The following is a 24709-nucleotide window of genomic DNA, read 5'->3' as shown; positions in this document are numbered from 1 at the left end:
GATGCTCGCCGCGGATCACATCGATGGGCTCGGCGCCATTCTCGGCCCGCAGGGCCTGTTGAGCCAGCCGGCCGACATGGCGTCTTACGAAAGTGGTGCGCGTTATGATGGTGGCCGCGCCGCCTTTGTCGCACGACCGGCCTCGACCGAGGCTGTGTCGCAGGTAGTGGCCTATTGCGTGAGCCATTCCATCGCGCTGGTGCCGCAGTCCGGCAATACCGGTCTCGTCGGCGGCTCAACGCCGGACGATAGCGGTATGCAGGGTGTACTCAGCCTCGATCGCCTGCGTTCCACCTTCGAACTCGACATCGACAATCGCAGTCTATGCGTGGATGCGGGCTTCCGGCTTTCCGAGATAAACGCCCGGCTCGAACCGTACGGCCTGTTCTTCCCCATCGATCTGGGGGCCGATCCCATGGCCGGCGGCATGGTAGCGACGAATACGGGTGGTACGCGTTTCCTGCGTTTCGGCGACGTCCGCCGGAACACGCTCGGCCTGAAATTGGTGCTGGGCGACAAGTCCGGCACGGTACTGGATTGCGGCGCGGGACTGCGCAAGGACAATTCCGGCCCCGACTGGAAGCAGCTCTTCATTGGCACCGGCGGTGCCTTTGGCATCGTCTCCGAATGCACCTTCAATCTGGAACGCCTGCCGAAACAGACGGCCACCGCTTATCTGGTGCCGCGCGGGGGCGAGGACGCGCTTCTCCTGCTCTCGGAGATGGAGGAACGCGCCGGCACCTATCTCAATGCCTTTGAAGGCATGTCGGGACAAGCGATCCGCCACGCGCTTGCCCACGCGCCCGCGCTACGCAATCCGTTTCCGGGTGGCGACATCCCCGCCTATGTCATCCTCGTCGAACTCTCCCGTTCATGGGCGCCGCGAGCGGGCGAACAGTCGCTCGACGCCGTGCTGGAAGAGATACTGGCCGACATCTGGGAACTGCCCGGAGGTCCGCTGCTCGACGCCTTCATCGGTGCTCCTTCCGAGATGTGGGCGCTGCGGCACGCCTTGTCCGAAGGGGCGAAATCGGCCGGCAACGTTGTTGGGCTCGATCTCTCCTTCCGGCGCGGGGAGGTGATGCGGTTCCGCGAGCGCATGGCCGTCTTGCTGGCGGCAGAATTCCCGCAGGTCGAGATCAGTGACTTTGGCCATATTGGCGACGGGGGCGTGCACTTCAATCTAGTGGTGCCACGCAGCCCGGACGGCAGCGTTGACGTCGAATTGGCGGCACGGCTGCGCACCTATGTGACGAGAATCGCGGTCGAGGAGCATGATGGCAGCTACAGCGCCGAGCATGGCCTCGGTCGCCGCAACCAGCATTTCTACGATCATTATACTCCAGCAAAGCTGAAGCAGATGGCGGCACAGTTCAGGCAGGTGACGTCGCCCGGCGCAGTGGGCGCGGTGCACCTCTGAGGATCGGGTCATCCCCGCGAACGAAACGGAAAGGTGGATTTCATGACACTATTGGACGCGACTGACGAGCTCCTTGCGCGGCTTGGCGTGGCTGTTGACACGCTTGCTGGTGGCGACCTGATCGTGCGCAGCCCGGTGACCGGCGAGCAGATCGGCGCGCTGACGTCGATCTCGCCTGCCGAGGCCGGCAAGGCCATCGAACGCGCCGACACGGCCTTCAAGGCCTGGCGCAACGTGCCGGCGCCGAAGCGCGGCGAGCTCGTCCGCCTGCTCGGCGAGGAACTGCGCGCCGCCAAGACCGACCTCGGCCGGCTGGTGTCGATCGAGGTGGGAAAGATCCCGTCGGAAGGCCTGGGCGAAGTCCAGGAGATGATCGACATCTGCGACTTCGCCGTCGGCCTGTCGCGCCAGCTCTACGGCCTGACAATTGCCACCGAGCGCCCCGGCCATCGCATGATGGAGACGTGGCACCCGCTCGGCGTGGTCGGCGTGATCTCCGCCTTCAATTTCCCCGTCGCGGTGTGGTCGTGGAATGCAGCACTCGCCTTCGTCTGCGGCAACGCGGTGGTGTGGAAGCCGTCGGAAAAGACGCCGCTGACCGCACTCGCCTGCGACGCGATCTTCAAGCGCGCCGCGGCCCGTTTCGGTGCCGATGCGCCCGAAAACCTGTCGCAGGTGCTGATCGGCGACCGCGCCGTCGGCGAGGTGCTCGTCGACCACCCCAAGGTGCCGCTGGTGTCGGCCACCGGCTCGACCCGCATGGGCCGCGATGTCGGCCCCCGGCTGGCCAAGCGTTTTGCCCGCGCCATCCTCGAGCTCGGCGGCAACAATGCCGGCATCGTCTGCCCCTCGGCCAATCTCGACATGGCGCTGCGCGCCATCGCCTTCGGCGCCATGGGCACCGCCGGCCAGCGCTGCACCACCATGCGCCGCCTGTTCGTGCATGACAGCGTCTACGACGCGCTCGTGCCGCGCCTGAAGAAGGCCTATGAGAGCGTTTCGGTCGGCAGCCCGCTGGAGACCTCGGCGCTGGTCGGCCCGCTGATCGACAAGGCCGCCTTCGACGGCATGCAGAAGGCGCTGAAGGAAGCAGCCGGACATGGCGGCAAGGTCACCGGCGGCACCCGCGTCGACAACGGCCATGACGGCGCCTTCTACGTCAAGCCGGCGCTGGTGGAGATGCCGGGCCAGGTCGGCCCGGTGCTCGAAGAGACCTTCGCGCCGATCCTCTATGTGATGAAGTATTCCGACTTCGACCAGGTGCTGGAACTGCACAACGCGGTCGGCGCCGGCCTGTCGTCGTCGATCTTCACGCTCGACCTGCAGGAGGCCGAGCGCTTCCTGTCGGTCGAGGGTTCGGACTGCGGCATCGCCAACGTCAACATCGGCACTTCGGGCGCGGAGATAGGCGGCGCGTTCGGCGGTGAAAAGGAGACCGGCGGCGGCCGCGAGAGCGGTTCGGACGCGTGGCGCGCCTACATGCGCCGCGCTACCAACACCGTGAACTATTCCAAGGCGCTGCCGCTGGCGCAGGGCGTGTCGTTCGACATCGAGTGAGGATCAACATGCTTGCAAGGTCAGACAATGTGGCAGCGCCGCTCAGGTCGGCAGCCCGCATCGCCGCCATCGGGGTGTCCGAAATCCTAGATATCGGCGCGCGCGCGGCCGCCATGCGCAAGGACGGTCACCACGTCATTGTACTCGCGGCCGGCGAACCGGATTTCGACACGCCCGATACGGTGAAGGAAGCCGCATGGAAGGCAATGCAGCGTGGCGAGACCAAATACACTGCGCTCGACGGCTCACCTGCCATGAAGGAGGCCATTCGAGAAAAATTCCGCCGCGACAACGGGCTCGATTTCGCGGGCAGCGAAATCAGCGTCGCCTCCGGCGCCAAACAGGTCATCTATAATGCCTTCATGGCCACGCTCGACCCCGGCGACGAGGTGATCGTGCCGACGCCCTATTGGACCTCCTATGCCGACATCATCCGCATCGCCGGTGGCGTGCCGGTGCTAGTCGCCTGTGATGCCACCAATGGATTCCGGTTGACGGCCCAACAACTGCATCAAGCCATCACGCCGGCCACGCGCTGGCTGATGCTGAACTCGCCCTCCAATCCGACCGGCGCGACCTATTCCGAAGCAGACTACCGGCCGCTGCTCGATGTGCTGTTGAAGCATCCGCACGTCTGGCTGCTGGCCGACGACATCTACGAACACATCGTCTACGATGATTTCCGCTTCGTCACCCCGGCAGCGCTGGAGCCCGCGCTGCGCGACCGCATCCTTACCGTAAACGGTGTCTCTAAGGCCTATGCCATGAGCTGGCGCATCGGCTACGGAGCCGGGCCGATGGCACTGATCAAGGCTATGGCCGTGGTCCAGAGCCAGTCCACTTCAAACCCGTCCTCAGTCAGTCAGGCCGCGGCGATCGAGGCATTGACGGGACCGCAGGACTACCTGGCCGAGCGTCGTGACAGCTTCCGCATCCGGCGCGATCTGGTGGTGGACGGGCTTAATGCCATCGATGGCATCGACTGTTCCCGTCCGGAAGGCGCCTTCTACACTTTCGCCAGCTGTGCAGGGATTCTGGGGCGCATGACGCCACAGGGCCGCAAGATCGAGACTGACCGCGACTTCTGCGCCTATCTGCTGGAGGAAACCAAGGTAGCGGTGGTGCCGGGATCAGCCTTCGGTGCCTCGCCTTTCTTCCGGATATCCTATGCAACGACGCAGGATGAGCTGCGCGAGGCCATGGCGCGCATTGCTGCAGCCTGCGACGCCCTCGTCGCCTAAGCAACCGAATGGTGAACACGAGATGCTGAACGACCTGCACTCGCATGGCCTGTGGGAGGCATCGGCTCCGCCGGCGCCTTCAACCTTGCCACTCGATGGCGCGACCGAGGCCGATGTGGCCATAGTCGGCGGCGGCTATACCGGTCTGTCCTGCGCACTGCACCTGGCCGAGTCTGGCAAGTCCGTAGTGTTGCTGGAAGCACATGAATTCGGCTTCGGCGGCGCTGGCCGCAATGTCGGGCTTATCAATGCTGGCCTGTGGCTAATGCCCGACGATGTCTCGGCCGTCATTGGCCGCGCGCAAGGCGAGCGCCTCCTGGAGGTGCTTGGCGATGGCCCGGCTCTTGTGATGTCGATGATCGACAGCCACGGCATCGACTGCGAATTGAGGCGCAACGGGACCTTGCATTGTGCCGTGGATGCCCGAGGGCTGGAGGAATTGAAGCAGCGTGAGGCGCAATGGAAGAAGCGCGGCGCGCCGGTGCGCCTGCTCGACGCAAGGGAAACAGCAGACCGGGTCGGCACAAATGCCTATGTTGGCGCGTTGTTGGACCAGCGGGCGGGCACGCTGCAACCCTTGGCCTATGCGCGGGGCCTTGCTCGCGCTGCACGGGCCAAGGGTGCCCGGCTACACACATCGAGCCCCGTCATCTCCGCCGAACGTCACGGCTCGCACTGGGATGTCCGCACTCAGGCTGGGCGCGTCGACGCGGAATGGCTGGTGGTGGCCACGGACGCCTATGGCACCGGCCCCTGGCGCTCCACACAGGAGGCTCAGACACGCCTGCCCTATTTCAACCTTGCCACAGCGCCGCTAGACCGCACGTCGCTTGGCACCATATTGCCCGGCAAGGAGGGCGTATGGGACACTAGGACCATCCTGTCTTCGTTCCGGCTCGACCGCGAAGGCCGACTGGTATTTGGCTCCGTAGGCGCGCTGCGCAATGGCGGCGCCGGCATTCACAAGGCATGGGCGCGGCGCGCCCTTGCTCGTTTGTTTCCTCAGCTCGCGAAGGTGGATTTCGAGCACGAGTGGTTTGGTCAAATCGGCATGACGGAGGATGCGGTGCCGCGCTTGCACGCCTTCGGCCCCAACGCCCTGGGCGTATTCGGCTTTAATGGGCGCGGCATCTCGCCTGGCACCGTGTTTGGCCGCGAGCTGGCCTTGCTGATACTCGGCGAGAAGGGGCAGGACGACTTGCCGCTGCCGATGAGTGGCTTGAAGCCCCCCTCGCTGCGCGGTTTGAAGGAGATCTATTACGAGGGAGGTGCGCAGGTCGCCCATCTGGTTGGTGACCGCCTGTGAAGCAAATTCCGGAAAGCGGGAAGGGCTAGTGGCAGCCGCGAGCTTCGATGAACCTCAATTGCCGCAGATGTGTAGACAATAAGGCAAAAGGACCAGCCAATTGAAAGTCTTTATTAGCGCTGACATCGAGGGCACAGCCGGCATTTCCAGTTGGGATGAAGCGCGCAAGTCTGGCCCCGGCTATGCCGAGTTTCGTGAATATATGAGCGCCGAGGTGGTTGCTGCCTGCGAAGGTGCCCGGGCAGCGGGAGCTTCTGAAGTGGTTGTGAAGGATGGACATGAAACTGCGCGGAACGTCATTTCGGCCCGTCTGCCGGACTATGTGACGATCATCCACGGTTGGCCCGGCAATCCACATTCAATGATGTGTGGATTGGATGACAGCTTTGATGCGGTCCTTTTCACCGGCTATCACGCCAAGGCTGGCAGTTCCGCAAATCCGTTGGCGCACAGTTTCAACGGACGCATATCGCGGTTCTACTTCAATGGTGAACTATCCTCCGAATTCACCCATAACGCCCACATTGCCGCTTATCATCGTGTACCTACCGTATTCATTTCAGGAGACGCGGGCATCTGCGGTGACGCCTCGGCGCTGGTTCCGGCAATCGCCACGGTGGCCGTCTCGACAGGCATAGGGCCGGCCTCTGCATCAATGACTCCCGCGCGGGCATGCGCCGAAATCCGCTCTGGCGTTGAGAAGGCCCTGAAGGCAGATCTTTCGGCCTGCCTTGTCCAAATGCCAGACGAAGTGGACATGCAGATCGAATATGCAAACCCGACGGAGGCCTATCGCTGCAGTTGGTATCCGGGTGCTGAGCTCATGTCAGACTGTCGATTGCGGTTCCGGCATAAGGACTTTTTTGAGGTCATGCGGGCGTTTCGCTTCATCGGCTGATTATCGCCTTGCCGCTTGCTCCTTCGTGGTTTTAGGCAGCTTGGGGCTCAGGGATTCAAAGGCATCGGTACTTGGTATGAGAGTTCCAGTGTCGAAGTTTGCCTGCGAGGACCGTCTTCATGTTGCTCCTCCGATCGCCACCGTGATGGCATCCGCCACTTCGTCGTAGCGGTTTTCCAGCGTGCTGGTGGAAACTCGGATATGGTGTGTAGGGTTGATGAGAAATTTGGATCCCGGTTGAACCGCGATGCCACGAGCAGCCAGCGTTATCAACGCGAACTGCTCCGACTGTACCGGAACCCAGAGGCAAAAGCCTTCGCCGTCCGGGAGCGGTATTCCTCGTTTTGCTAGCGCTTCGGAAAGTTCTGTGCGGCGCTGGCGATAAACTTTTCGCGCTTTATCGATGGACCCAAGCGTATCCGCATCATTGAGTAGCCAGGCAGCAGCCGACTGCAGGATGCGGCTGGTCCAGCCCGCACCGAAGCTGCGAAAGGATTGGATCTGATCGACCAGCTTGGTCGAACTGGAGAGGATGGCCAGCCGCAGATCGGGGCCCAGCGTTTTCGAAAAAGACCGGATGTGAATGACCTGGTCGGGAAGGACCCCGCCCAACGAAGTGGCAGGCGAAGTGGCGATGGCGGCGATGCCGTCGTCTTCGATGATCAGCGTGTCGCTGCCCTCCAATACGTTTGCAAGTTCACCGATGCGTTGCTGGCTGACGGTCTGGCAGGTCACTGAATGCAGGCGGGGCTGAAACAGGAAGGCAGCCGGTTTGTGAGCCATCGCGGCCGCGAGTGAGGCGGGGAGCGGCCCGTCCCGGTCACTTTTGACTGGCAGGATGCGAGCTCCCAGATCCTCAAGGATATCAAGCAGGCGCAGCGCCGTGGGATCCTCGATCGCGATGTGGGAACCGGGCACGAAGAACGCATGAAGCACGGTGTAGACGGCATTGTAGCCGCCGCTGGTGGCCAAAAACGCCTCTGGGCGATAGGGCCATGACCCCTGCACGGCGTCCCGCAGTTCAGGAAGGATACGAATGCGTTCGTAGCTGTTGAGATTTGCGGCACTGGCACCGTGTCTCAACGCTTCCACGAGCGGTGGAAGCAGTGCCGGATCAGGCCCCGCTTTGGACAGGTCTAGGACGTGTTCTCCGTAATCGCCGGACTGAGCAAGCCGGAACGGTCGGGCCGCAATGTGATCGCCACTGACCCAACTGCCGTTACGGCCGCGGCCTGTAATGATCTTCTGTTTTCTCAACTCGCTCCAGGCGTCGGAAATAGTGGCCGGGCTAACCCCGAGCGCGAAGGCAAGGTCGCGCACCGGCGGAAGCTTGGTTCCCATCGTCAGCGAGCCTGCCCGGATGAGCGCGCTGGTCTCCACCGCTATCCCCCGCTTGGTTCGGTCGTTCAAATGTTCTGCAAACCATCCCACCGACCCCGGTTCCGCCATTTCTTCGGTTCCTGTCATTTAATGTTCAGTAACATAATAGCATTTGATCAGGCAATTCTGAACATATAATCTCTATCTAACGATGACACTTGAGTGAAGTGCCCATGTCCATAAAGATTCATTTGGCGGTTCGAGATTGGGATTTTCTCATCCCCTTGCTGCGTGGCGACGTTGCGTCCGACAAGGTCGATATCGAGATCCAACATGTGAGTACTGTTCCGAAAAATTTCGCGGCTGAACAGGCGCACGACGCCGGCGAAATATCCTTCAGCCGCTACGTTTCCGCCCGGGGTAGGGGCGAGACTGATGTCGTCGGCGTTCCCAATTTCGTCCTGAGAAGCTTTCGGCATCGCTGCATAATTACGAAGAAAGACAGCCACATCGTCCGACTTGAAGAGCTCGCCGGCAAGCGGATCGGCCTATCGGGCTGGCAGGATACGGGCAGTGTATGGACCCGCGCCGCGCTCGCTCATGCCGGCGTCGGCATCGACGACGCCTTTTGGTTTCTGGGCCGGCTGACGCGGACGGAGCCGCTGGGCAGGGATGTTCTGGAAGGGTTTGGCCGGCCGGGCCGAATAGAGGCGGTGGCAGGCGAGCGCTCCCTGCTGGAGCTTCTGGTCGCCGGAGAACTTGACGCGGTTTTTTGCCCGGTCCTGCCGGAGGGCTTCTTCAGCCCGAATTCTGAGCTTCGCCATCTGCTTCCCGATTTCAGGGATCAGGAGCTCGCCTATAGCCGAGCGGTCGGTTACGTGCCGGGCGTCCATACATTTGGCGTCAAGGCGCCGCTTGTGGCTGCTCATCCATGGCTCCCGCAGGTGCTTAGCGATTTGATCGACGCATCGAGACGGATGTGGCTCGAACAACGCCGCATCAATGTCGAAACCACACCCTGGATGATGGATGAACTATGCCGGGTGGCGCGCGATCTTCCGGCAAGCTGGAGCGACAGCGGGTTTGCGGCCAACAAAGCCATGATCGCCGATTTCGCCAGGCAACTTCACGTCCAGGGGATCGCGCCGAGGCTGCTATCGCCAGCCGAGATTTTTCCCGAATACGCAAACGGCTCGGGTTCCAAGGAGGAGGGCCAGTAGGCGTAAAGCGGCGGCTGGGGAGTTTTCGATCGGGCCGGTCGGCCCATCGGGTACCTGAGGCAGACGCCATTTTCCTGTCACGGATGCGCTCAATGGAAGCGCTTCTGTTCTTCTGTGGCGTGCAAGCTGCAGTGGATGTTTCGTTTGATGTTTATCTGCAATGGGAGAGCAAAGATGTCGCAACGATCCAGAATTTTGCCAATCATGTCCGGTGTGGTCACGGGGCTTCTATGTGTGACGCTACTCGGGCTGACGCCGGCTTCGGCCGAGTCGGTGTTGCGCCGCTCAGTGACGGGCGAGCCGAATTCCCTCGATCCGGCGCGGGTCAATACCGGCGGCCAGTTTGCTTTGAGGGATCTTTTCGAGGGGCTGACCGTCTATGATCCGGCCGGCAAGATCATTCCGGGCGCGGCCGAGTCCTGGACGATCTCGCCGGATGGCATCGTTTACACCTTCAAGATCCGCGAACAGGCGAAATGGTCGGACGGTTCGCCAGTGACGGCGGAAGACTTCGCCTATTCCCTGCGCCGCCTTCAGGATCCGAAGACGACGGCCCTGCACCCCGACCTGCTGTATCCGATCAAGAACGCCGAAAAAATCAACAAGGGCGAACTGCCGCTCGACCAACTCGGTACGCGCGTCATCGACGATCACACGCTGGAAATCACGCTTGAGCGGCCGACTTCCTATTTCCTCAATCTCTTGGCGCACCATTTCACATTGCCGGTAAACCGGGCCAGCGTTGACAAAGAGGGCATCGACTTCGTCAAGCCCGGCCGCATGGTTTCGAACGGCGCGTTCAAGCTGGCGGAACACGTAGCCAACGACAGCATGACCATCGTCAAGAACGACCAGTACTGGGATGCGGCCAACGTCAAGCTGGGCAAGGTGATCTACTATCCGATTCCGGAACAGGCAGCCTTGGTTCGCCGCTTCGAAGCTGGCGAAGTGGACATGGTTTTCAACTTCCCAGCCTCCGAGTTGCCGCGGCTTCGCACGGCCTATGGCGATCAGGTCCATGTCGCGCCGGTGCTGCGTACCATCCACTACACCTTCGATACGCGCACCGCGCCGTTCGATGATGTGCGGGTGCGCAAAGCCTTGTCGATGGCCGTCGATCGGGATTTTCTCGCCGAGACGATCTACTATGGCTCGGCGACGCCGACCTACTCGTTCATCCCGCACGGCATTGCATCTTACGGCAAGCCGTCTGAGCCGGACTATGCGACCTTCTCCCAGATCGATCGTGAAGAAAAAGCAATCGAACTGATGAAGGAAGCCGGCTACGGAACGGGTGGAAAGCCGCTGGAAATCACCATCCGCTATAACATCGACGCCAATGTCGAGCGGACGGCAACGGCGATCGCGAACACCTGGAAAGAAGCGTTCGGCGCGGATGTGAAATTGCACAACCTCGACCCGGCTTCGCACAATTCCTACCTTCAGGAAGGCGGCGCGTTCCAGGTGTCGGCCAATTCCTTCCTGTGCGACTATCCGGATGCCGAGAACTTCCTGGTCCTGCCGATGAGCACCAGCACGATCTACAACTACTCGCACTACAAGAATCCAAAATACGACGAATTCATGCATGCGTCCTATGCGGAGCTCGATCCGGTGAAGCGCGCCGCGGCCATGCACGGTGCGGAATCGGCGCTGCTGGAAGACCAGCAGGTCATGCCGCTGCTGAACCCCGCCGATCTGTGGCTCGTTTCATCGCGGGTCCACGGCTACCAGGACAACGTCTCCAATGTTCACCTGAGCAAATTCATCAGCGTTCACGAATAAACCGCCTGAGCGAAATGAGCTGGCCAGAAGTCAGCTCACTTCGAACACTTCAAGAATTGACCTGAGTTGCGATCAGCACGGACGCAGACGCCAAGCTGTGATGAGGATTATCATGCCTGTACTAGAACGAATAAATTCCTTCAAGGATGAGCTTGTCGCAATCCGCCGGGACATTCATGAGTATCCCGAACTCGGCTTCGAGGAAGTTCGCACGTCGAAGATCGTTGCCGAGAAGCTGAAGAGTTGGGGCATCGAGGTTCACACTGAAATCGGCAAGACCGGCGTCGTCGGCGTCGTCAAGGGTTCGTCAGAAGGCACGCGCATGATCGGCCTGCGCGCCGATATGGATGCCTTGCCGATGGATGAGGAAACCAATCTCCCCTACGCCTCGAAGCATCCCGGCCGCTTCCATGGCTGCGGCCATGACGGCCACACGGCAATGCTTCTGGGCGCGGCCCGCTACCTTCAGGAGACGCGCAATTTTTCCGGCACCGCCGTCCTGATCTTCCAGCCGGCGGAGGAAGGGCTTGGCGGCGCGCGTGCCATGATCGCGGATAAGCTGTTCGACCGTTTCCCTTGCGACGAGATCTACGGCATCCACAATTCGCCGAACGGTTTCCCCAACCGAGTCGGCATCAAGCCGGGCATATCAATGGCTGGTGCAGACTTCTTCGACGTCCGCATCCGCGGCAAAGGCAGTCACGCCGCCAAGCCCGAAGCTTCCAAGGACCCCATCCTGATCGCCTCGGTCATCGTGCAGATGCTGCAGACGATCGTCGCCCGCAATCTCGATCCGATGAAAGCTGCCGTATTGTCCGTGACGCGGATCAACTCCGGCACTGCCTACAATGTCATTCCGCAGGAATGCGTCATCGCCGGCACGTTGCGTTTCCTTGACCGCGAGGTCGCCGAAACCCTGCGCCAGCGCATGCGCGCTATTATTGCGGGGGTGGCGACGAGCTTCGATGTCGAGATCGAAGTCGATCTCCGAAATGTCTTCGACGTCCTGCTCAACACCGAGGAACTGGTTGAAGGCTATGCCGCAGCCGCCCGCGATATCGTCGGCGCTGAAAATGTCGTGATGCGAAACGAAGCGGTCATGGGCAGCGAGGATTTCTCGGACATGCTCTTCCTGAAGCCGGGCGTTTACTGTCACCTGGGCCACGCTGAAACGGTTTCCGTCCACAACCCGGGCTTCCTGCTCGACGAGAACATCCTTCCGGTCGGGGCCAGTCTCTACGCCAGAATCGTGGAACGACGCCTGGCCGCCTGAACGGCGTATTCAAGCCTGCAGACACTGAAATCGGAGTGGAATGGATGCGGTCCATTCCTCCGAACGAGAGAGCTATTTCGATCCGACATCGGAAGTCCCGTGCCGGAAAAATCACAACTGTAAGAACGAGGTCAAACCATGTCTGCCCCTAAAACTAGCCGGAAGAAAGCCATCGTCGTCGGAGCCGGAGCCGTCGGCGCAAGCAGCGCGGCATATCTTCAGCGCGACGGCTTCGATGTCACGATGTTCGACCCGGACGGCATTGGTCGGGGCTGCGGCGAAGGCACCGTCGGCATCTTCGCGACCAACATCATCGCGCCGGCCAGTTCCGAAGGCGGCGTCAAGGCGATGCTCGCGGCGGCGAAAAGCGACAAGCTGGACACGCTTATGGTGAACAAGCCGCATTTGCCCGATTTTCTACCCTGGCTGGCTTCGTTCGTGTCCGCGTCCGGCCCGCAGACTTTCGAAGCCGGCAAGAAGGTTCTGCAAGAGGCTCAAAGCCTGGCCGTCTCAACGGTCCGAGACATCATGGGCGGCGCTGCCTTTGACGCGCACGCCGAAGAGCGCGGCTGGATGTTCGCCTATGAGAGCGAAGAGGCATTCCAGGCGGCGCAGGGCGACCGCGATCTGCGTAAGCGCCATGGTGTCGTCCTCGAGGAAATCGGCGAGGCTGAAATACGAGAGCTTGAGCCCGACCTGCCGTCCATCTTCAAGCGCGCGACCCTGTTCCCCCGCGCATATCACACCGCCGACGTACGCAAGATGGTCTCGGCGATCGGCGATGTAGCGCTTCGCGGCGGCGCCACCCTGCAGCAGCGCGCGGTGGACGCGGTCCAGTGCCTGAGCGACGGTAGTTTCTCGGTGATGGCTGGCGGCGAAACCTTTGCGGCCGACGTCGTGGTCATTGCGGCGGGGCCGCACTCCTCTAAGTTTGCAGATGATCTGGGAAGCCCCATCCCGCATTCGGCGGAACGCGGTTACGGCGTGACCTTCCCGAAGGCCGCAATCAAGCTCAACCGGCCGGTGACGTTCACGAAGCAGAAGATGGTTGCAGCACCTATGGCAGCGGGGCTTCATCTGATCTCGACCGGTGAGTTCGCGCCACTGGAGACCGCCCCCGATTATCGCCATACCGATAATCTGACGGCGGCAGGCAGCAGCATCTTCGCAGGCCTGAACACCGAAGGCGCGAGCCGCTGGTCCGGCTGGCGCTCGACGGTGACCGACGGCCTGCCGGTCATCGGCGAGTCGCCGCGTCACAAGGGTCTGATGTTTGCCTTCGGTCACAGCCACCTCGGCCTGACGCTGGCGGGTTTGAGCGGATCGCTGATCAGTGCCCTGGCGATGGGTCGCAAGCCGGTCATGGACGTGGCGCCGTTCCGCGTCGACCGCTTCTCGCTGGTGCCCAAGGTTTGACCACGCAAAGCCATTCGACATGAAGCTTCGCCCCGGCTTTCGCGCTGGGGCGAGAGAAAGCCAAAGGACATTCGCATGATCAGATTATTTTACTCTCCCCGTTCGCCCTACGTCCGCAAGGTGATGATCGTGGCGCATGAGCTCGGTCTGGCTGAGCAGGTCGAGTTTATCGACTGCGCCGCGCACCCGATTGACCGCGATGCGTCGATCGTCAAGCACAACCCACTCGGTCAGGTTCCGACTGCGTTGCTCGACGATGGAACCATGCTCGCCGACAGCGGTGTCATCTGCCAGTACCTCGACGCAATGAAGCCAAGCAGCATGTTTCCGGTGAGCGGCCCCGCCCGCTGGCGCGCGTTGACCGACGAGGCGGTTGCCGACGGCGTGCTGGAAGCGCTGCTGCTGGCCCGCTACGAGATGGTCGTCCGTCCGTCGGAAAAGCTGTGGCCGGAATGGCGGGATGGACAGTTCGACAAGATGAACAAGAGCCTCGATGCGTTCGAACGCGCTGCCGGCGACCTCGGCAAGCGCTTCGACATCGGCACCATTGCCATCGCCTGCGCGCTCGGCTTCATCGATCAGGTGCCGTGTTTTATTGACATCGACTGGCGAACCAGCCGCCCGGCCTTGAGCGGCTGGTATGCGGCAGAGACGGCGAAACGGCCCTCGTTCCAGATCACCAAGGCCGAACGACCGGCTGCATAACATCTCAGAACGACACCATAGAACAACAAGGAGGAGGAATTGATGTCTCTGCTATCGCTATGCAAGCCCGCGAAGTTCGGACTGGCCTTGCTGATTTCGTGCAGCGCCCTGTTAGCCGGTGCGTCGGCGCAGGCGGAATCCGTGCTGCGTCGCGGCATAGTCGGCGAACCGAACGCCTTCGATCCGGCAAAGGCTTCGCTCTGGCACGAATACTATCTCATGAAGGACATTTTCGAGGGCTTGGTTAGCTACGATTCGACGGGCAAGATCGTTCCAGGCGTGGCGGAATCGTGGAGCACCAGTCCGGACGATACGGTCTACACGTTCAAGTTGCGGCCTGACGCGAAGTGGTCGGACGGCACGGCCGTCACCGCGCATGATTTCGTCTACTCGCTTCGCCGCGAACTGGATCCGGCGACCGCCGCGATGGACCCGCGCCTTCAGTTCCCGATCAAGAACGCTCGAGCCATCAACAAGGGCGAAATGCCGGCCGACCAACTCGGCGTGCGTGCGATCGACGACCACAATCTGGAAATTACACTGGAGCGCCCGACGCCCTATTATATCAATCTTGCGGCTCACGGCACGGCTTTGCCTGTCAACAGGGCGAATATCGAAAAGGACGGCAGCAAGTTCGCGCGGCCTGGCACGCTGGTCTCCAACGGACCGTTCAAGCTGGTGGAGCATGTCTCCAACGACCACATCACCCTGGCAAAGAACGAAGCCTATTGGGACGCCAAAAACGTCAAGCTCGACAAGGTGATCTTCACGCCGCTGGTCGATCAGGCCGCATCGGTTCGCCGCTTCGAAGCACGCGAAATCGACATGATCACCGGCTTCCCAGCCGCCGAGTTGGGGCGCCTTCGCAAGGCCTTTGGCGACGAAGTCCGCGTCTCGCCGAGCCTCACCGTCGAGTACTATGTCTTTGACACAAGGCAGCCTCCGTTCGACGACATCCGGCTTCGTCGCGCGCTATCGATGGTCATCGACCGCGATTTCCTCGCCAAGGAAATCTTCTACGATTCGGCAAAGCCGTCCTATTCCATGATGGCGCCCGGCATCCCGGCATATGGCGCGCCCTCAAAAGTGGATTTCGCCGATCTTTCCATGATCGACCGCGAAGACATGGCACTGGAGCTGATGAAGGAGGCCGGCTACGGCCCTGGCGGTAAGCCGCTCGACATCACCATCCGCTACAGCACCAGCGCCACGAACGAACAGGCGGCAACGGCGATTGCCAGCATGTGGAAAGAGGCGTTCGGCTTCAACGTGACGCTGCACAATCTCGACCTCGCCTCGCACTACGGCTATCTGCAGCAAGGTGGCGAATTCCAGGTAGCGCGTGCTTCCAGAACACCGGAATATGCTGATGCCGAGGCTACCCTGTCACTCGACTTGAGCAGCCAGAAGACCTACAATTACGGCCGATACAACAATCCCGAATATGACGCCCTGTTGGCCCGTTCCTATACGGAAGCGGACCCGGCAGTGCGTTCGGCTACTCTCCACAAGGCTGAATCCCTGCTCATGCACGATCAGGTCATCATGCCTTTGCTGAACATAGGAAATTTGTGGATGGTTGCGTCCAAGGTCGAGGGTTTCCACGACAACGCCCTGAATGAGCACCCAAGCAAATATCTGAGTGTCTCTGAATAGAAACCGGTAGCCGCTTCAAGAAGGCGATGGATAGGAGTTGCGGATGATTTTCTTCGTCCTGCGCCGTATGTTAAGTGCCGTTCCGACGTTGTTCGTCGTCGCTACACTGTCGTTCTTCTTGATGCGGTTCGCGCCTGGCGGTCCGTTCTCGCTGGAACGGCCGCTGCCGCCCGAGACCATGGCGAATCTGATGAGGACCTACCACCTCGACGAGCCGTTGTGGCTTCAGTATGTCTATTACATACGCAATGCGCTGGTCGGCGATTTCGGCCCGAGCTATGTCTACAAGGACAGTACCGTTGCCGAACTGATCGGCAGCGGCCTGCCCTATTCGTTGCAACTGGGCAGTATGGCGTTGCTGCTGGGGTTGCTGGGCGGCGTCACCGTCGGCACGATCGCGGCGCTGCGCCAGAACAGCTTCATCGATTTCGCCGTGATGTCGGTGTCGACCATCGGCATTACCGTGCCGAACTTCGTCGTCGGACCAGTGCTGACCCTGATTTTCGCCATCGGGCTTGCCTGGCTGCCTGCCGGCGGTTGGGGTGACGGATCAGCAAGATATCTGCTGCTGCCCGTCATCACGCTGGCCCTGCCGCAATTGGCCGTCTACGCCCGTCTGATGCGCGGCTCGATGATCGAGGCGCTTCATGCCGATCACGTCCGCACCGCTCGCGCTTATGGCCTGCCGCCACGGGTCGTCGTTGTCATGCACGCGATGCGCGGCGCGCTGTTGCCGGTGGTGTCCTATATGGGGCCGAGCGCCGCCGCTTTGTTCACAGGCTCGGTGGTAGTCGAAACCATATACTCCGTTCCTGGGATCGGCCGCTACTTCGTGCTCGGCGCGCTCAACCGCGACTACACGCTGGTGATGGGTACCGTCATTCTCATCGCCGTTCTCGTCATTGTCTTCAACCTGCTGGTCGACATTCTCTATGGCCTGTTGGACCCGAGGGTACGCCATGACTGATGCCGTTTCCGTAACCGCACCGGCCGCGCCGACCGTCGGTCGCAGCCTGTTCCAGCTGGCGGCCATGCGCTTCCGGCGCAACCGTGCCGCGATGGCGAGCTGCGTCGTGCTGGCGATGATCACGCTGTTTTCTTTCCTCGGACCGTTCTTCGTCGCGCACAAATATGACCAAGTCTACTCGTCTTATGTCGCGATACCGCCGAGTCTCGAGGCGCGGCCAGCCGTTTCGACGCTTCGGGATGTGGCAGAAAGCATCGCCAAGCGTGCCCGGGTGACGCTTCTGGAGTTCTCGACGGAGGGTCAGGAATTCAGCGCGACGATCACGTCGCCATCCCCTATCGATCCACGCTCCATCCGCTACTTTGACCGGGTCGACGAATTTGCCGATACGCGGATCGTCGAGACGCTGGACGGCGGCAATACGTTGAAGCTGGCTGGCTCGCTCAACCGGCAGTACTTTTTCTTTGGCACCGACACCAACGGCCGCGATCTTATGACCCGCATTATGCTCGGCGGGCAGATATCCATCGTCGTCGGCTTGCTGGCCAGCCTGGTGTCGCTCGGCATCGGCGTGCTCTACGGCGCGACTTCGGGCTATCTCGGCGGCCGTGTCGACAACGTCATGATGAGGCTGATCGAGATCCTTTATTCGCTGCCTTTCGTGTTCCTTGTCGTGGTGCTGGTGGTGTTCTTCGGTCGCAGCTTCATCTTGATCTTTATCACGATCGGCGCGGTGGAATGGCTCGACATGGCGCGTATCGTGCGCGGCCAGACGCTGGCGCTCAAGCGGCGGGAATTTGTTGGTGCAGCCGAAGCTCTTGGACTGTCCGACTGGCAAATTATCCGCCGGCATATCATTCCCAACACCATCGGCTCGGTCATTGTGTTCGTGACGGTGGTGGTACCCAAGGTCATCCTGCTGGAAAGCTTCCTGTCTTTCTTGGGATTGGGCGTGCAGGCGCCGCTGACCAGTTGGGGCGTGCTGATCTCGGACGGCGCCAATTCGATGCAGTCCGCGCCGTGGCTGCTGATTTTTCCTGCCGCATTTTTCGTAGTAGCGCTTTTTTCGTTGAATTTCATTGGCGACGGACTGCGCGACGCCCTTGATCCCAGGGATCGCTGACATGATGAACTCCACCATCACCGATACCCGCGCCAACAGCGTCGAAATGGCCGAAGTCCCCGACATGGTGCTGAGCGTGCGCGGCCTGACCGTAAATTTCACTACGCCGGACGGGACGGTTTCAGCGGTCAAGGGTATTGACCTCGACGTGCGCGCCGGAGAAACGCTGGCCGTGGTGGGCGAATCCGGTTCAGGCAAGAGCCAGAGCATGATGGGCATCATGGGACTTCTCGCCGCCAATGGCCGCGTCAGCGGGTCAGCCCGGTATCGCGGCCGCGAGCTGATTGGCGCGAGCGAGGCCGAACTCAACAAGGTGCGTGGCGCGCGCATTTCCATGATCTTCCAGGAGCCGATGACCTCGCTGGATCCGCTCTATACAATCGGGCGGCAGATTGCAGAACCTATCGTATACCACCGCGGCTGCAGTTTTTCGGCGGCTCGCAAGCAGGTGCTCGAACTGCTGGAACTGGTCGGAATTCCCGAGCCGGAACGGCGCATCGACAGCTATCCGCATGAGATGTCGGGTGGCCAGCGCCAGCGCGTCATGATCGCCATGGCGCTGGCCAACGAACCCGATCTGCTGATCGCGGACGAGCCGACCACCGCGCTCGACGTAACCATTCAGGCACAGATACTGGAACTGCTTGGTTCGCTTCAACGCCGCTTCGGCATGGCCATCGTGCTGATCACCCACGATCTCGGCGTCGTCCGCCATTTCGCCGAGCGCGTCATGGTGATGCGCAACGGCGAAGTGGTCGAACAAGGCTCAAGGAGCGATATCTTCGAGCGCCCGCAGGCCGACTACACGAGAATGCTGCTAGACGCTGAACCGAGCGGCCGTAAGGAGGCTCCGTCAGCTTCTGCGCCGGTCATTCTGGAAGCCAAGAACGTGGTCGTCGACTTCGGCCGCCGCCGGCGTTTTTCCAGCCCCAAATTCAATCCCATTCTGCGGGCCGTCGACCACATCTCCCTGCAACTGCGTCAGGGCCAGACCATCGGCATCGTCGGCGAATCCGGCTCTGGCAAGTCGACGCTGGGGCGCGCTTTGCTGCGCCTTGTGCCTAGTACCGGCGTTTATCGCTTCGACGATCAGGATATTTCCAATTTTGACAAGGCCGCGATGCGCCCGCTTCGCCGCCGACTGCAACTGGTGTTTCAGGACCCCTATGGCTCGCTTTCGCCACGCCTCACGGTCGGTGAAATCATCACCGAGGGCTTGCGCATCCACGAACCCACCCTCGACAAGGCGGAACGCGACAGGCGTGCCATACTGGCACTTGCCGAGGTCGGGCTCGATCCGACGGCGCGCAACCGCTATCCGCATGAATTCTCCGGCGGCCAGCGCCAGCGCCTCGCCATTGCCAGGGCCATGATCATAAAGCCTAGCGTTGTCATTCTCGACGAACCGACCTCGGCGCTTGACCGATCCGTTCAGGGCCAGGTGATCGAACTGCTGCGCACGCTCCAGCTGACCCATGGCCTGTCCTATGTCTTCATCAGCCACGATCTGTCGGTGATCCGGGCGATTTCCGATTATGTAGTGGTCATGAAACGCGGCCGCATCGTTGAGGAAGGCACGACACAGGCCATCTTCGAAAAACCATGCGAGCCTTACACGAGAACGCTGATCGGCGCGGCGCTGAACTTGAAGGCTGTTGATGACGAGGCGGATTGCACCACTCGTTGATACAAGGGAAAACCTCATGTCGCTTGGCATCTGGCTGGGTCTGCCTCACTCGCGTTGATTTTACGACCGACAGATTGCGTCTCTTCGATAGGAAGACGGGCAATAGGTTAGACTTTGTTGCCGGAGAAGAGCCGCCTCTCATCTTCGAGATGCGAGGATTTGCCGTTGATTTCTCCTAGGTGCGCCCGTCAATCGGGCATCCGTTTGTCTGCATGCGAGGAGCAGGCGAATTTCCCAGGCATCCGGCCCTGTCCGCGATCTCAACCCTTGTGATACCGGTCTTCGCCTTCAGCTGTGCGCATCTCTCGAGCGCCGTGCATCTGGCCCTGGCATGGGCCGGGAGGTCCTGCCCGCCGACGATGTCGCGGCGGCAGCGCGCAACGATCAACGGTCGACGGAAAGCAGGGCCGATCCGGCTTCGCTCACAAGGGTCTGAAGTCTTGCCTCGGCTCACTCCGGGAGACTGACTTGATGCGCAGCATCAAGCTCGGTTTCTCGGAACCAAGGTATCGGAATTACAAATTTGTAAATACGTCCGAAGATTATATTGTTTATCTGAATAAAAACATTGAATGAGATGGATCTTCTGACATCAAGATGAAAGAAGCATTATCAGTTTTTATTTCTGGAATTCGAGATCTTCTCCGTTCTTTCCTTATACATCGAAATATCAAATCAACCGTTCTGCTGAACGACCGCGGTCGAAACCCATTGTGACTTTGCGCGCCGCAAGGTGCTGCGGAGTCCGTACCAACGAGAGTATGCAACAGGCATGAAAATCAAGGATATCCGCGTCAGCATCCATGCTTTCAAGAACTTCATCCCGATCATCAACAAGCCCATCGAGGATGACTATCGCATTATCTGCGAGATCGAGACCGACGACGGGCATGTAGGCTTCGGCATGGCGTCGCGGTTTCTCTGGCACGGCGTGGCCGGTATCGTCGCGCACCACATCGCCCCGGCCATCATGGGCATGGACCCGCGCGATCTCGAACTGATCCATGCTCGTCTCCAGCCGATCCTTTCGGAACGCGGTCAGATGACAGGTATCAATCTTTCCGCGCTGTCCTGCGTCGACCTGGCGCTGTGGGACCTTATCGGCAAGCAGAGCGGCCGCACGGTCGCGCAACTGCTGGGCGGGCACAAGGACTACGCCGACGCCTACGTGACCTACGGGTTCCTCGCCTACAGCACAGACGAATTGATCGAGATGGCACGTCGCCTGATCGGCAAGGGGCATACGCGGCTCAAGATGCTCGTCGGGTCGAAGGCCGGCGTGGTCGAGGACGCCCGGCGTGTTCGCATGGTGCGCGAGGCGATCGGCGAGGACATCATGCTCGCAGTTGACGCCAATGAGAGCCTCAACGCCGAGAATGCGATGCGCCTGTGCCCGATGATACAGGACTACAACATCGCCTGGTTCGAGGACCCTCTGCGCCGCGTCGATGCGCGTGACCTCGGCATGCTGCGCAAGCGCACGACGATCCCGTTCTCGGCCGGCCAGATGGACGGCCATGTGCTCCGGTTCCGCGAGTGGGTGGAGCATGATGCGATCGACATTTTCATGCCCAACAGCATGTACAACGGCGGCATGACCGAGACCCGCAGGGTCGCCCATCTCGCCCAGGCCTACAACAAGCCTTTGTCCGACGCCGGCGGTGGCGGAATCTGGTGCCTGCATCACGTCGCGGGCTTCCGAAACGGCACGCTGGCCGAAATTCACCTCGGGTCAGAGCAGGTCGAAGAACAGATGTTCATCAATCCGCCCAAGGCGGAGAACGGTCGGGTCGCTATTCCAGATGCGCCCGGCTTTGGCGTCACACTCCACCGGGAACGGCTCAAGGAGACGCTCGTTCAGAAGTACCTTTAGACATTTCAAGAAACAAAAAAGAGAGGGAACTAAAATGCTTGATACTGTCAAACGTATCGCCGGAGGCGGTCTGCTCTTGTTGGGAGCAGCCTTGCTTGAGGCGCCGGCCAGCGCTGAGACGCTGACGCTGAAGATGTCCAGCCCTTCGCCGGTCACCACCATGGACACGATCATGTTGCAGGACATGGCCGACAAGCTCAAGGCCAAGTTGGGCGATGACTTCAAGAGTGACTTTCATCACAGTGCGGCGCTGGGTGACGAGGATGTCCATCAACAGCAGATCCGCACCGGCCAGATCGACATCACCACTTTGACCTCCGACGCCGTGCAACTCGATCCGTCCTGGGCCGTGTTCGATCTACCTTTCCTGTTCGGCGATCGCACCGACGTCGCGCGTATGGTCGATGGCGAGATTGGCGAAAAGCTTCGCCAGTCGATGCGAGAAAAGATCGGCGTGGAGGTCTTGGCCTTCGGCGAAATGGGTTTCAGGCAGATCACCAACAATGTGCGCCCGATCACCAAGCCGGAAGATCTGCAAGGCATAAAGTTGCGGGTGCCGGGAAGCCCGTCGCGGATGCTCATGTTCAAGACGCTTGGCGCAAACCCGATGACGATGAACTATGGCGAGATTTATCTTGCGCTTCAGAGCGGCACGATCGACGGCCAGGAAAACCCCCTGAACAATATTGTTACCAGTTCGATGCACGAGGTGCAGTCCTATCTGTCGCTCTCCAATCACGTCTACACACCTGTGACTCTCGTGATGAACGGCGCCAGGTTCGACAGCTTGAGCGACGAGCAGAAGGCTGTGGTGAAGGAGGCGGCCCTGGCGGCTGCAGTCGATTCGCGCAAGCTCGGCGAGCAGAAGGACCAGGAGCTGCTCGACAAGCTGAAGGCTGGAGGCAAGATCTCGATCAACGAGATCGATCGTTCCGCCTTCCAGGCCAAATCGGCGGCGATCTACGCCTCGGTGGAGGGCATTGCCGGCGCGGAGTTCACCAAGGCCGTGCTTGAGGCTGCCGCCTCCAAGTGATGCGATCGGAGCGCGTGGGTCGGATGCCCACGCGCTCCAATTGTTCAAGGCGGCCACCGCCAGGGCACTGCAAATGAATCAGGAGAATTTTTCATGACCGTTCGAGATGGCGGAGCGCCTGACGACCTCGCCCGCGCGATAACCAAGGCGTCGATCGAGGCAGAACTTTCAACTACGGTGGACGAAACCGGTATCGACAAATGGATAAACAGCGTCGTGGAGTTTTTCGGCGTCGTCGTGCTCCTCGCCATCACGCTTCTGGTTTTCGCCAATGCGGCCCTGCGCTACACGTTCAATTTCGGCATCATCTGGGCCGATGAAGTCGTGATAGCTCTGGTGCCGTGGCTGGCGATGCTGGGCATGTTCCTGTCGGTACGTCGGCGCGAGATCATCCGCATCGGCTCTCTGGTGGACCGTCTGGCGCCACGCTCGCGCCGCTTGCTGCGGATCGTGACGGAACTCGCCTCCACGGCAGCCTTCGGCTACCTGACCATAATGTCCTTCAACTATCTGTTGCTCTTCGGTTCGGATCGCTCCGTCTATCTGGACATGTCGGCAGGCTGGTTCACCTCCGCCATGTGCATCGGGGCAGGACTTGTCTGTCTGGCCTTCCTCGCTGAAGCGGTAAGTCATTTCCGCCGCGGCGATGACGATAAGGAGATCGACGCGCAACATCCCGTGACTGCCGGAGGACTGTGATGATCGGCGCTTCCATCGGTATCGTCTCGCTCGTCGGCTTTCTCGTCGCGGGTGTCCCCATGATCGCCGCGCTGATGATCGCGGTCAGTATCAGCCTTTTCCTCGGCAATCAGTGGGGACTGGTTCTGCCACAGAACATGGTCGCCGGCATGAGCAGTTATACGCTCATTTCGTTCCCGCTCTTCGTGCTTGGCGGCATCTACATGAACGCCGGCGGAATATCCGGCAAACTGTTCAATTTTGCCCGATCGCTGGTCGGCTGGATGAAAGGCGGCCTGGCACAAGTCGACGTGCTGACCAGCATCTTCTTCGGCGGCATGGTCGGCTCTTCCACGGCCGACCTTGCCGGGAGTGCCTCGATCCTCATCCCTGAGATGAAAAAGGAAGGATACAGTGCACCATTTGCTGCGGCTGTCAGCGCCTCGTCGGCCGGTGTGGGGCCTCTGATCCCGCCAAGTTCACCTGCAATCCTGTATGCAGCCGTTACCGGTACCTCGCTAGGTGCACTATTTTTGGCCGGGCTTATCCCGGGTCTGCTCCTTGGGGCATGTTTCATGATCGCCGTCGGCTATCTCGCGCGCAAGAACGGCTATCCGACGTTCGGCCGATTTTCCTTTGCCGAGTTCTGGCGCACGGCACTCGCGGCCAGCCTTGCCTTCGGCATGCCGGGCATCATCGTTGGCGGATTGGTACTCGGCATTTTCACACCTTCTGAAGCCGGCGCTTTCGGTGCGGTCTACGCCGCATTCCTGTCGCTGTTCGTCTATCGCTCGCTCGACTGGAAGGGCCTCTACAGGGCAACCGTGGCTGGCGTTCAGCTTTCGGGTGAGCTGCTTCTCATCGTCAGCTTGTCGGCGGCCTTGGGTTCGGTGCTGTCGGCCGCGCATGTACCGGCAGCCCTGGCATCGCTGATCGATGTCCTGCCCATCGGCGACAGCACCTTCATGCGCCTTTGCGCGCTGATGGTCGTAGCGATCATTGCAGGCATGTTTCTCGATCCGTTGATCCCGGTCCTGGTGCCAATTCTACTGCCGACGCTTATTGCCTTCGAAATCGACCTCGTGCATTTCGGCGTGCTGATGGTCATGGCCGTTGTCATCGGACAGGTGACACCGCCGGTCGCCATGTCGCTCATGATCGCCGGTCGCATAGCCAAGTGTGATCAGATCGAGGTGTTCCGGGCCAACATGCCATTCTTCATCGTGACATTGTTGTTCACGGTGCTTTTGATGGCGGTTCCGGAGCTGGCGACGTGGTTTCCGAACTTGATGGCGGACTAGTCAGACTGATGAGGCAGAGCCGTGAGCTTCCACGGCACTGTTGTCGATAGTGCCCGAACGGGTATGCCACTGACATGGAAAAGGGACCGATCGGACCCTTTTCCGGTCCTGCCGGGAGCCGAAGCTGATCCTATCGGTCGGCGAACTCACCAGGTGGAAGTTGTGGGAGCCGCAACTGGACGCTTACGTGTCGCGCGGGATCAACCCGTCGGTCGCGCCGTCCAATGGGTGCCCGGCGGTCTGTAAGGGC

Annotated in this window: 19 protein-coding genes; 18 read left to right on the top strand and 1 reads right to left on the bottom strand. The window is 60.7% G+C overall.

Translation table 11 applies throughout. The features are described from left to right. Position 1 precedes the first annotated feature (1 nt). The 5 genes from O1Y97_RS00825 (at position 2) to O1Y97_RS00805 (ending at position 6422) form a co-directional block, all read left to right on the top strand. Positions 2-1420, top strand: a complete 1419-nt coding sequence (locus O1Y97_RS00825; protein WP_318764269.1) for an FAD-binding oxidoreductase — start codon at positions 2-4, stop codon at positions 1418-1420. 42 nt (positions 1421-1462) lie between these two features. After that, positions 1463-2977 (top strand): L-piperidine-6-carboxylate dehydrogenase, encoded by a 1515-nt coding sequence (amaB, locus tag O1Y97_RS00820; RefSeq protein WP_318762762.1) that lies wholly within the window; start codon positions 1463-1465, stop codon positions 2975-2977. Positions 2978-2985: 8 nt separating this feature from the next. After that, the gene (locus tag O1Y97_RS00815) at positions 2986-4218 is read left to right on the top strand and encodes a pyridoxal phosphate-dependent aminotransferase (RefSeq protein ID WP_318762761.1); all 1233 of its coding nucleotides are present in this window, start codon (positions 2986-2988) and stop codon (positions 4216-4218) included. Positions 4219-4240: 22 nt separating this feature from the next. Beyond that, on the top strand, positions 4241-5524 hold the full coding sequence (locus tag O1Y97_RS00810; protein ID WP_318762760.1) for an NAD(P)/FAD-dependent oxidoreductase: 1284 nt from the start codon (positions 4241-4243) through the stop codon (positions 5522-5524). A 100-nt stretch (positions 5525-5624) separates the two neighbouring features. Further along, positions 5625-6422 (top strand): M55 family metallopeptidase, encoded by a 798-nt coding sequence (locus O1Y97_RS00805; protein WP_318762758.1) that lies wholly within the window; start codon positions 5625-5627, stop codon positions 6420-6422. A 117-nt stretch (positions 6423-6539) separates the two neighbouring features. Here O1Y97_RS00805 and O1Y97_RS00800 read toward each other — a convergent pair whose 3' ends face one another. Further along, positions 6540-7871 carry an aminotransferase-like domain-containing protein gene (locus O1Y97_RS00800; protein ID WP_404801295.1) on the bottom strand — a complete coding sequence of 444 codons (1332 nt, stop codon included), beginning with the start codon at positions 7869-7871 and terminating at the stop codon, positions 6540-6542. Positions 7872-7975: 104 nt separating this feature from the next. Between O1Y97_RS00800 and O1Y97_RS00795 the strand changes: the two genes are divergently transcribed. From O1Y97_RS00795 to O1Y97_RS00735, 13 genes are all read left to right on the top strand, one after another. Next, positions 7976-8962, top strand: coding sequence for an ABC transporter substrate-binding protein (locus O1Y97_RS00795; RefSeq protein WP_318762756.1), 987 nt, complete (start codon positions 7976-7978; stop codon positions 8960-8962). 204 nt (positions 8963-9166) lie between these two features. Further along, on the top strand, positions 9167-10747 hold the full coding sequence (locus tag O1Y97_RS00790; RefSeq protein WP_108605516.1) for a peptide ABC transporter substrate-binding protein: 1581 nt from the start codon (positions 9167-9169) through the stop codon (positions 10745-10747). A 112-nt stretch (positions 10748-10859) separates the two neighbouring features. Then, positions 10860-12020 (top strand): M20 aminoacylase family protein, encoded by a 1161-nt coding sequence (locus tag O1Y97_RS00785; RefSeq protein ID WP_318762754.1) that lies wholly within the window; start codon positions 10860-10862, stop codon positions 12018-12020. Between the two features lie 138 nt (positions 12021-12158). Further along, the gene (locus tag O1Y97_RS00780; RefSeq protein ID WP_318762752.1) at positions 12159-13436 is read left to right on the top strand and encodes an NAD(P)/FAD-dependent oxidoreductase; all 1278 of its coding nucleotides are present in this window, start codon (positions 12159-12161) and stop codon (positions 13434-13436) included. 75 nt (positions 13437-13511) lie between these two features. Then, the gene (locus O1Y97_RS00775; RefSeq protein ID WP_318762751.1) at positions 13512-14141 is read left to right on the top strand and encodes a glutathione S-transferase family protein; all 630 of its coding nucleotides are present in this window, start codon (positions 13512-13514) and stop codon (positions 14139-14141) included. Positions 14142-14183: 42 nt separating this feature from the next. Further along, positions 14184-15797, top strand: coding sequence for a peptide ABC transporter substrate-binding protein (locus tag O1Y97_RS00770; RefSeq protein WP_108605514.1), 1614 nt, complete (start codon positions 14184-14186; stop codon positions 15795-15797). A gap of 43 nt (positions 15798-15840) precedes the next feature. Then, complete coding sequence (gene oppB, locus O1Y97_RS00765) at positions 15841-16764, top strand: oligopeptide ABC transporter permease OppB (protein WP_108605513.1); 924 nt, start codon at positions 15841-15843, stop codon at positions 16762-16764. After that, on the top strand, positions 16757-17887 hold the full coding sequence (locus tag O1Y97_RS00760; RefSeq protein WP_108605512.1) for an ABC transporter permease subunit: 1131 nt from the start codon (positions 16757-16759) through the stop codon (positions 17885-17887). The genes oppB and O1Y97_RS00760 overlap by 8 nt, the downstream gene beginning before the upstream one ends. A gap of 46 nt (positions 17888-17933) precedes the next feature. Continuing rightward, positions 17934-19574, top strand: a complete 1641-nt coding sequence (locus O1Y97_RS00755; RefSeq protein ID WP_318764268.1) for an ABC transporter ATP-binding protein — start codon at positions 17934-17936, stop codon at positions 19572-19574. Between the two features lie 772 nt (positions 19575-20346). Beyond that, positions 20347-21447 (top strand): mandelate racemase/muconate lactonizing enzyme family protein, encoded by a 1101-nt coding sequence (locus O1Y97_RS00750; RefSeq protein WP_108605510.1) that lies wholly within the window; start codon positions 20347-20349, stop codon positions 21445-21447. Continuing rightward, positions 21377-22480 (top strand): TRAP transporter substrate-binding protein, encoded by a 1104-nt coding sequence (locus tag O1Y97_RS00745; protein ID WP_245439559.1) that lies wholly within the window; start codon positions 21377-21379, stop codon positions 22478-22480. The genes O1Y97_RS00750 and O1Y97_RS00745 overlap by 71 nt, the downstream gene beginning before the upstream one ends. Positions 22481-22573: 93 nt before the next feature. Next, positions 22574-23179 (top strand): TRAP transporter small permease, encoded by a 606-nt coding sequence (locus O1Y97_RS00740; RefSeq protein WP_108605508.1) that lies wholly within the window; start codon positions 22574-22576, stop codon positions 23177-23179. After that, positions 23179-24459: a TRAP transporter large permease gene (locus O1Y97_RS00735; RefSeq protein ID WP_108605507.1), complete on the top strand. Its 1281-nt coding sequence runs from the start codon at positions 23179-23181 to the stop codon at positions 24457-24459. The genes O1Y97_RS00740 and O1Y97_RS00735 overlap by 1 nt, the downstream gene beginning before the upstream one ends. The last annotated feature ends 250 nt before the right edge of the window (positions 24460-24709 follow it).

This window comes from Aminobacter niigataensis (genome assembly GCF_946995915.1).
In the GTDB taxonomy this organism is placed as follows: domain Bacteria; phylum Pseudomonadota; class Alphaproteobacteria; order Rhizobiales; family Rhizobiaceae; genus Aminobacter; species Aminobacter niigataensis.
The sequence above is the reverse complement of the archived record's forward strand: the minus strand, read 5'-3'. Positions and strand labels throughout refer to the sequence as shown.

Coding starts and splice junctions, on each gene's coding strand:
- O1Y97_RS00825 (WP_318764269.1), top strand. CDS start 2: ATGCTCGCCGCGGATCACATCGATGGGCTCGGCGCCATTCTCGGCCCG.
- amaB (WP_318762762.1), top strand. CDS start 1,463: ATGACACTATTGGACGCGACTGACGAGCTCCTTGCGCGGCTTGGCGTG.
- O1Y97_RS00815 (WP_318762761.1), top strand. CDS start 2,986: ATGCTTGCAAGGTCAGACAATGTGGCAGCGCCGCTCAGGTCGGCAGCC.
- O1Y97_RS00810 (WP_318762760.1), top strand. CDS start 4,241: ATGCTGAACGACCTGCACTCGCATGGCCTGTGGGAGGCATCGGCTCCG.
- O1Y97_RS00800 (WP_404801295.1), bottom strand. CDS start 7,871: ATGGCGGAACCGGGGTCGGTGGGATGGTTTGCAGAACATTTGAACGAC.
- O1Y97_RS00795 (WP_318762756.1), top strand. CDS start 7,976: ATGTCCATAAAGATTCATTTGGCGGTTCGAGATTGGGATTTTCTCATC.
- O1Y97_RS00790 (WP_108605516.1), top strand. CDS start 9,167: ATGTCCGGTGTGGTCACGGGGCTTCTATGTGTGACGCTACTCGGGCTG.
- O1Y97_RS00785 (WP_318762754.1), top strand. CDS start 10,860: ATGCCTGTACTAGAACGAATAAATTCCTTCAAGGATGAGCTTGTCGCA.
- O1Y97_RS00780 (WP_318762752.1), top strand. CDS start 12,159: ATGTCTGCCCCTAAAACTAGCCGGAAGAAAGCCATCGTCGTCGGAGCC.
- O1Y97_RS00775 (WP_318762751.1), top strand. CDS start 13,512: ATGATCAGATTATTTTACTCTCCCCGTTCGCCCTACGTCCGCAAGGTG.
- O1Y97_RS00770 (WP_108605514.1), top strand. CDS start 14,184: ATGTCTCTGCTATCGCTATGCAAGCCCGCGAAGTTCGGACTGGCCTTG.
- oppB (WP_108605513.1), top strand. CDS start 15,841: ATGATTTTCTTCGTCCTGCGCCGTATGTTAAGTGCCGTTCCGACGTTG.
- O1Y97_RS00760 (WP_108605512.1), top strand. CDS start 16,757: ATGACTGATGCCGTTTCCGTAACCGCACCGGCCGCGCCGACCGTCGGT.
- O1Y97_RS00755 (WP_318764268.1), top strand. CDS start 17,934: ATGGCCGAAGTCCCCGACATGGTGCTGAGCGTGCGCGGCCTGACCGTA.
- O1Y97_RS00750 (WP_108605510.1), top strand. CDS start 20,347: ATGAAAATCAAGGATATCCGCGTCAGCATCCATGCTTTCAAGAACTTC.
- O1Y97_RS00745 (WP_245439559.1), top strand. CDS start 21,377: ATGCGCCCGGCTTTGGCGTCACACTCCACCGGGAACGGCTCAAGGAGA.
- O1Y97_RS00740 (WP_108605508.1), top strand. CDS start 22,574: ATGACCGTTCGAGATGGCGGAGCGCCTGACGACCTCGCCCGCGCGATA.
- O1Y97_RS00735 (WP_108605507.1), top strand. CDS start 23,179: ATGATCGGCGCTTCCATCGGTATCGTCTCGCTCGTCGGCTTTCTCGTC.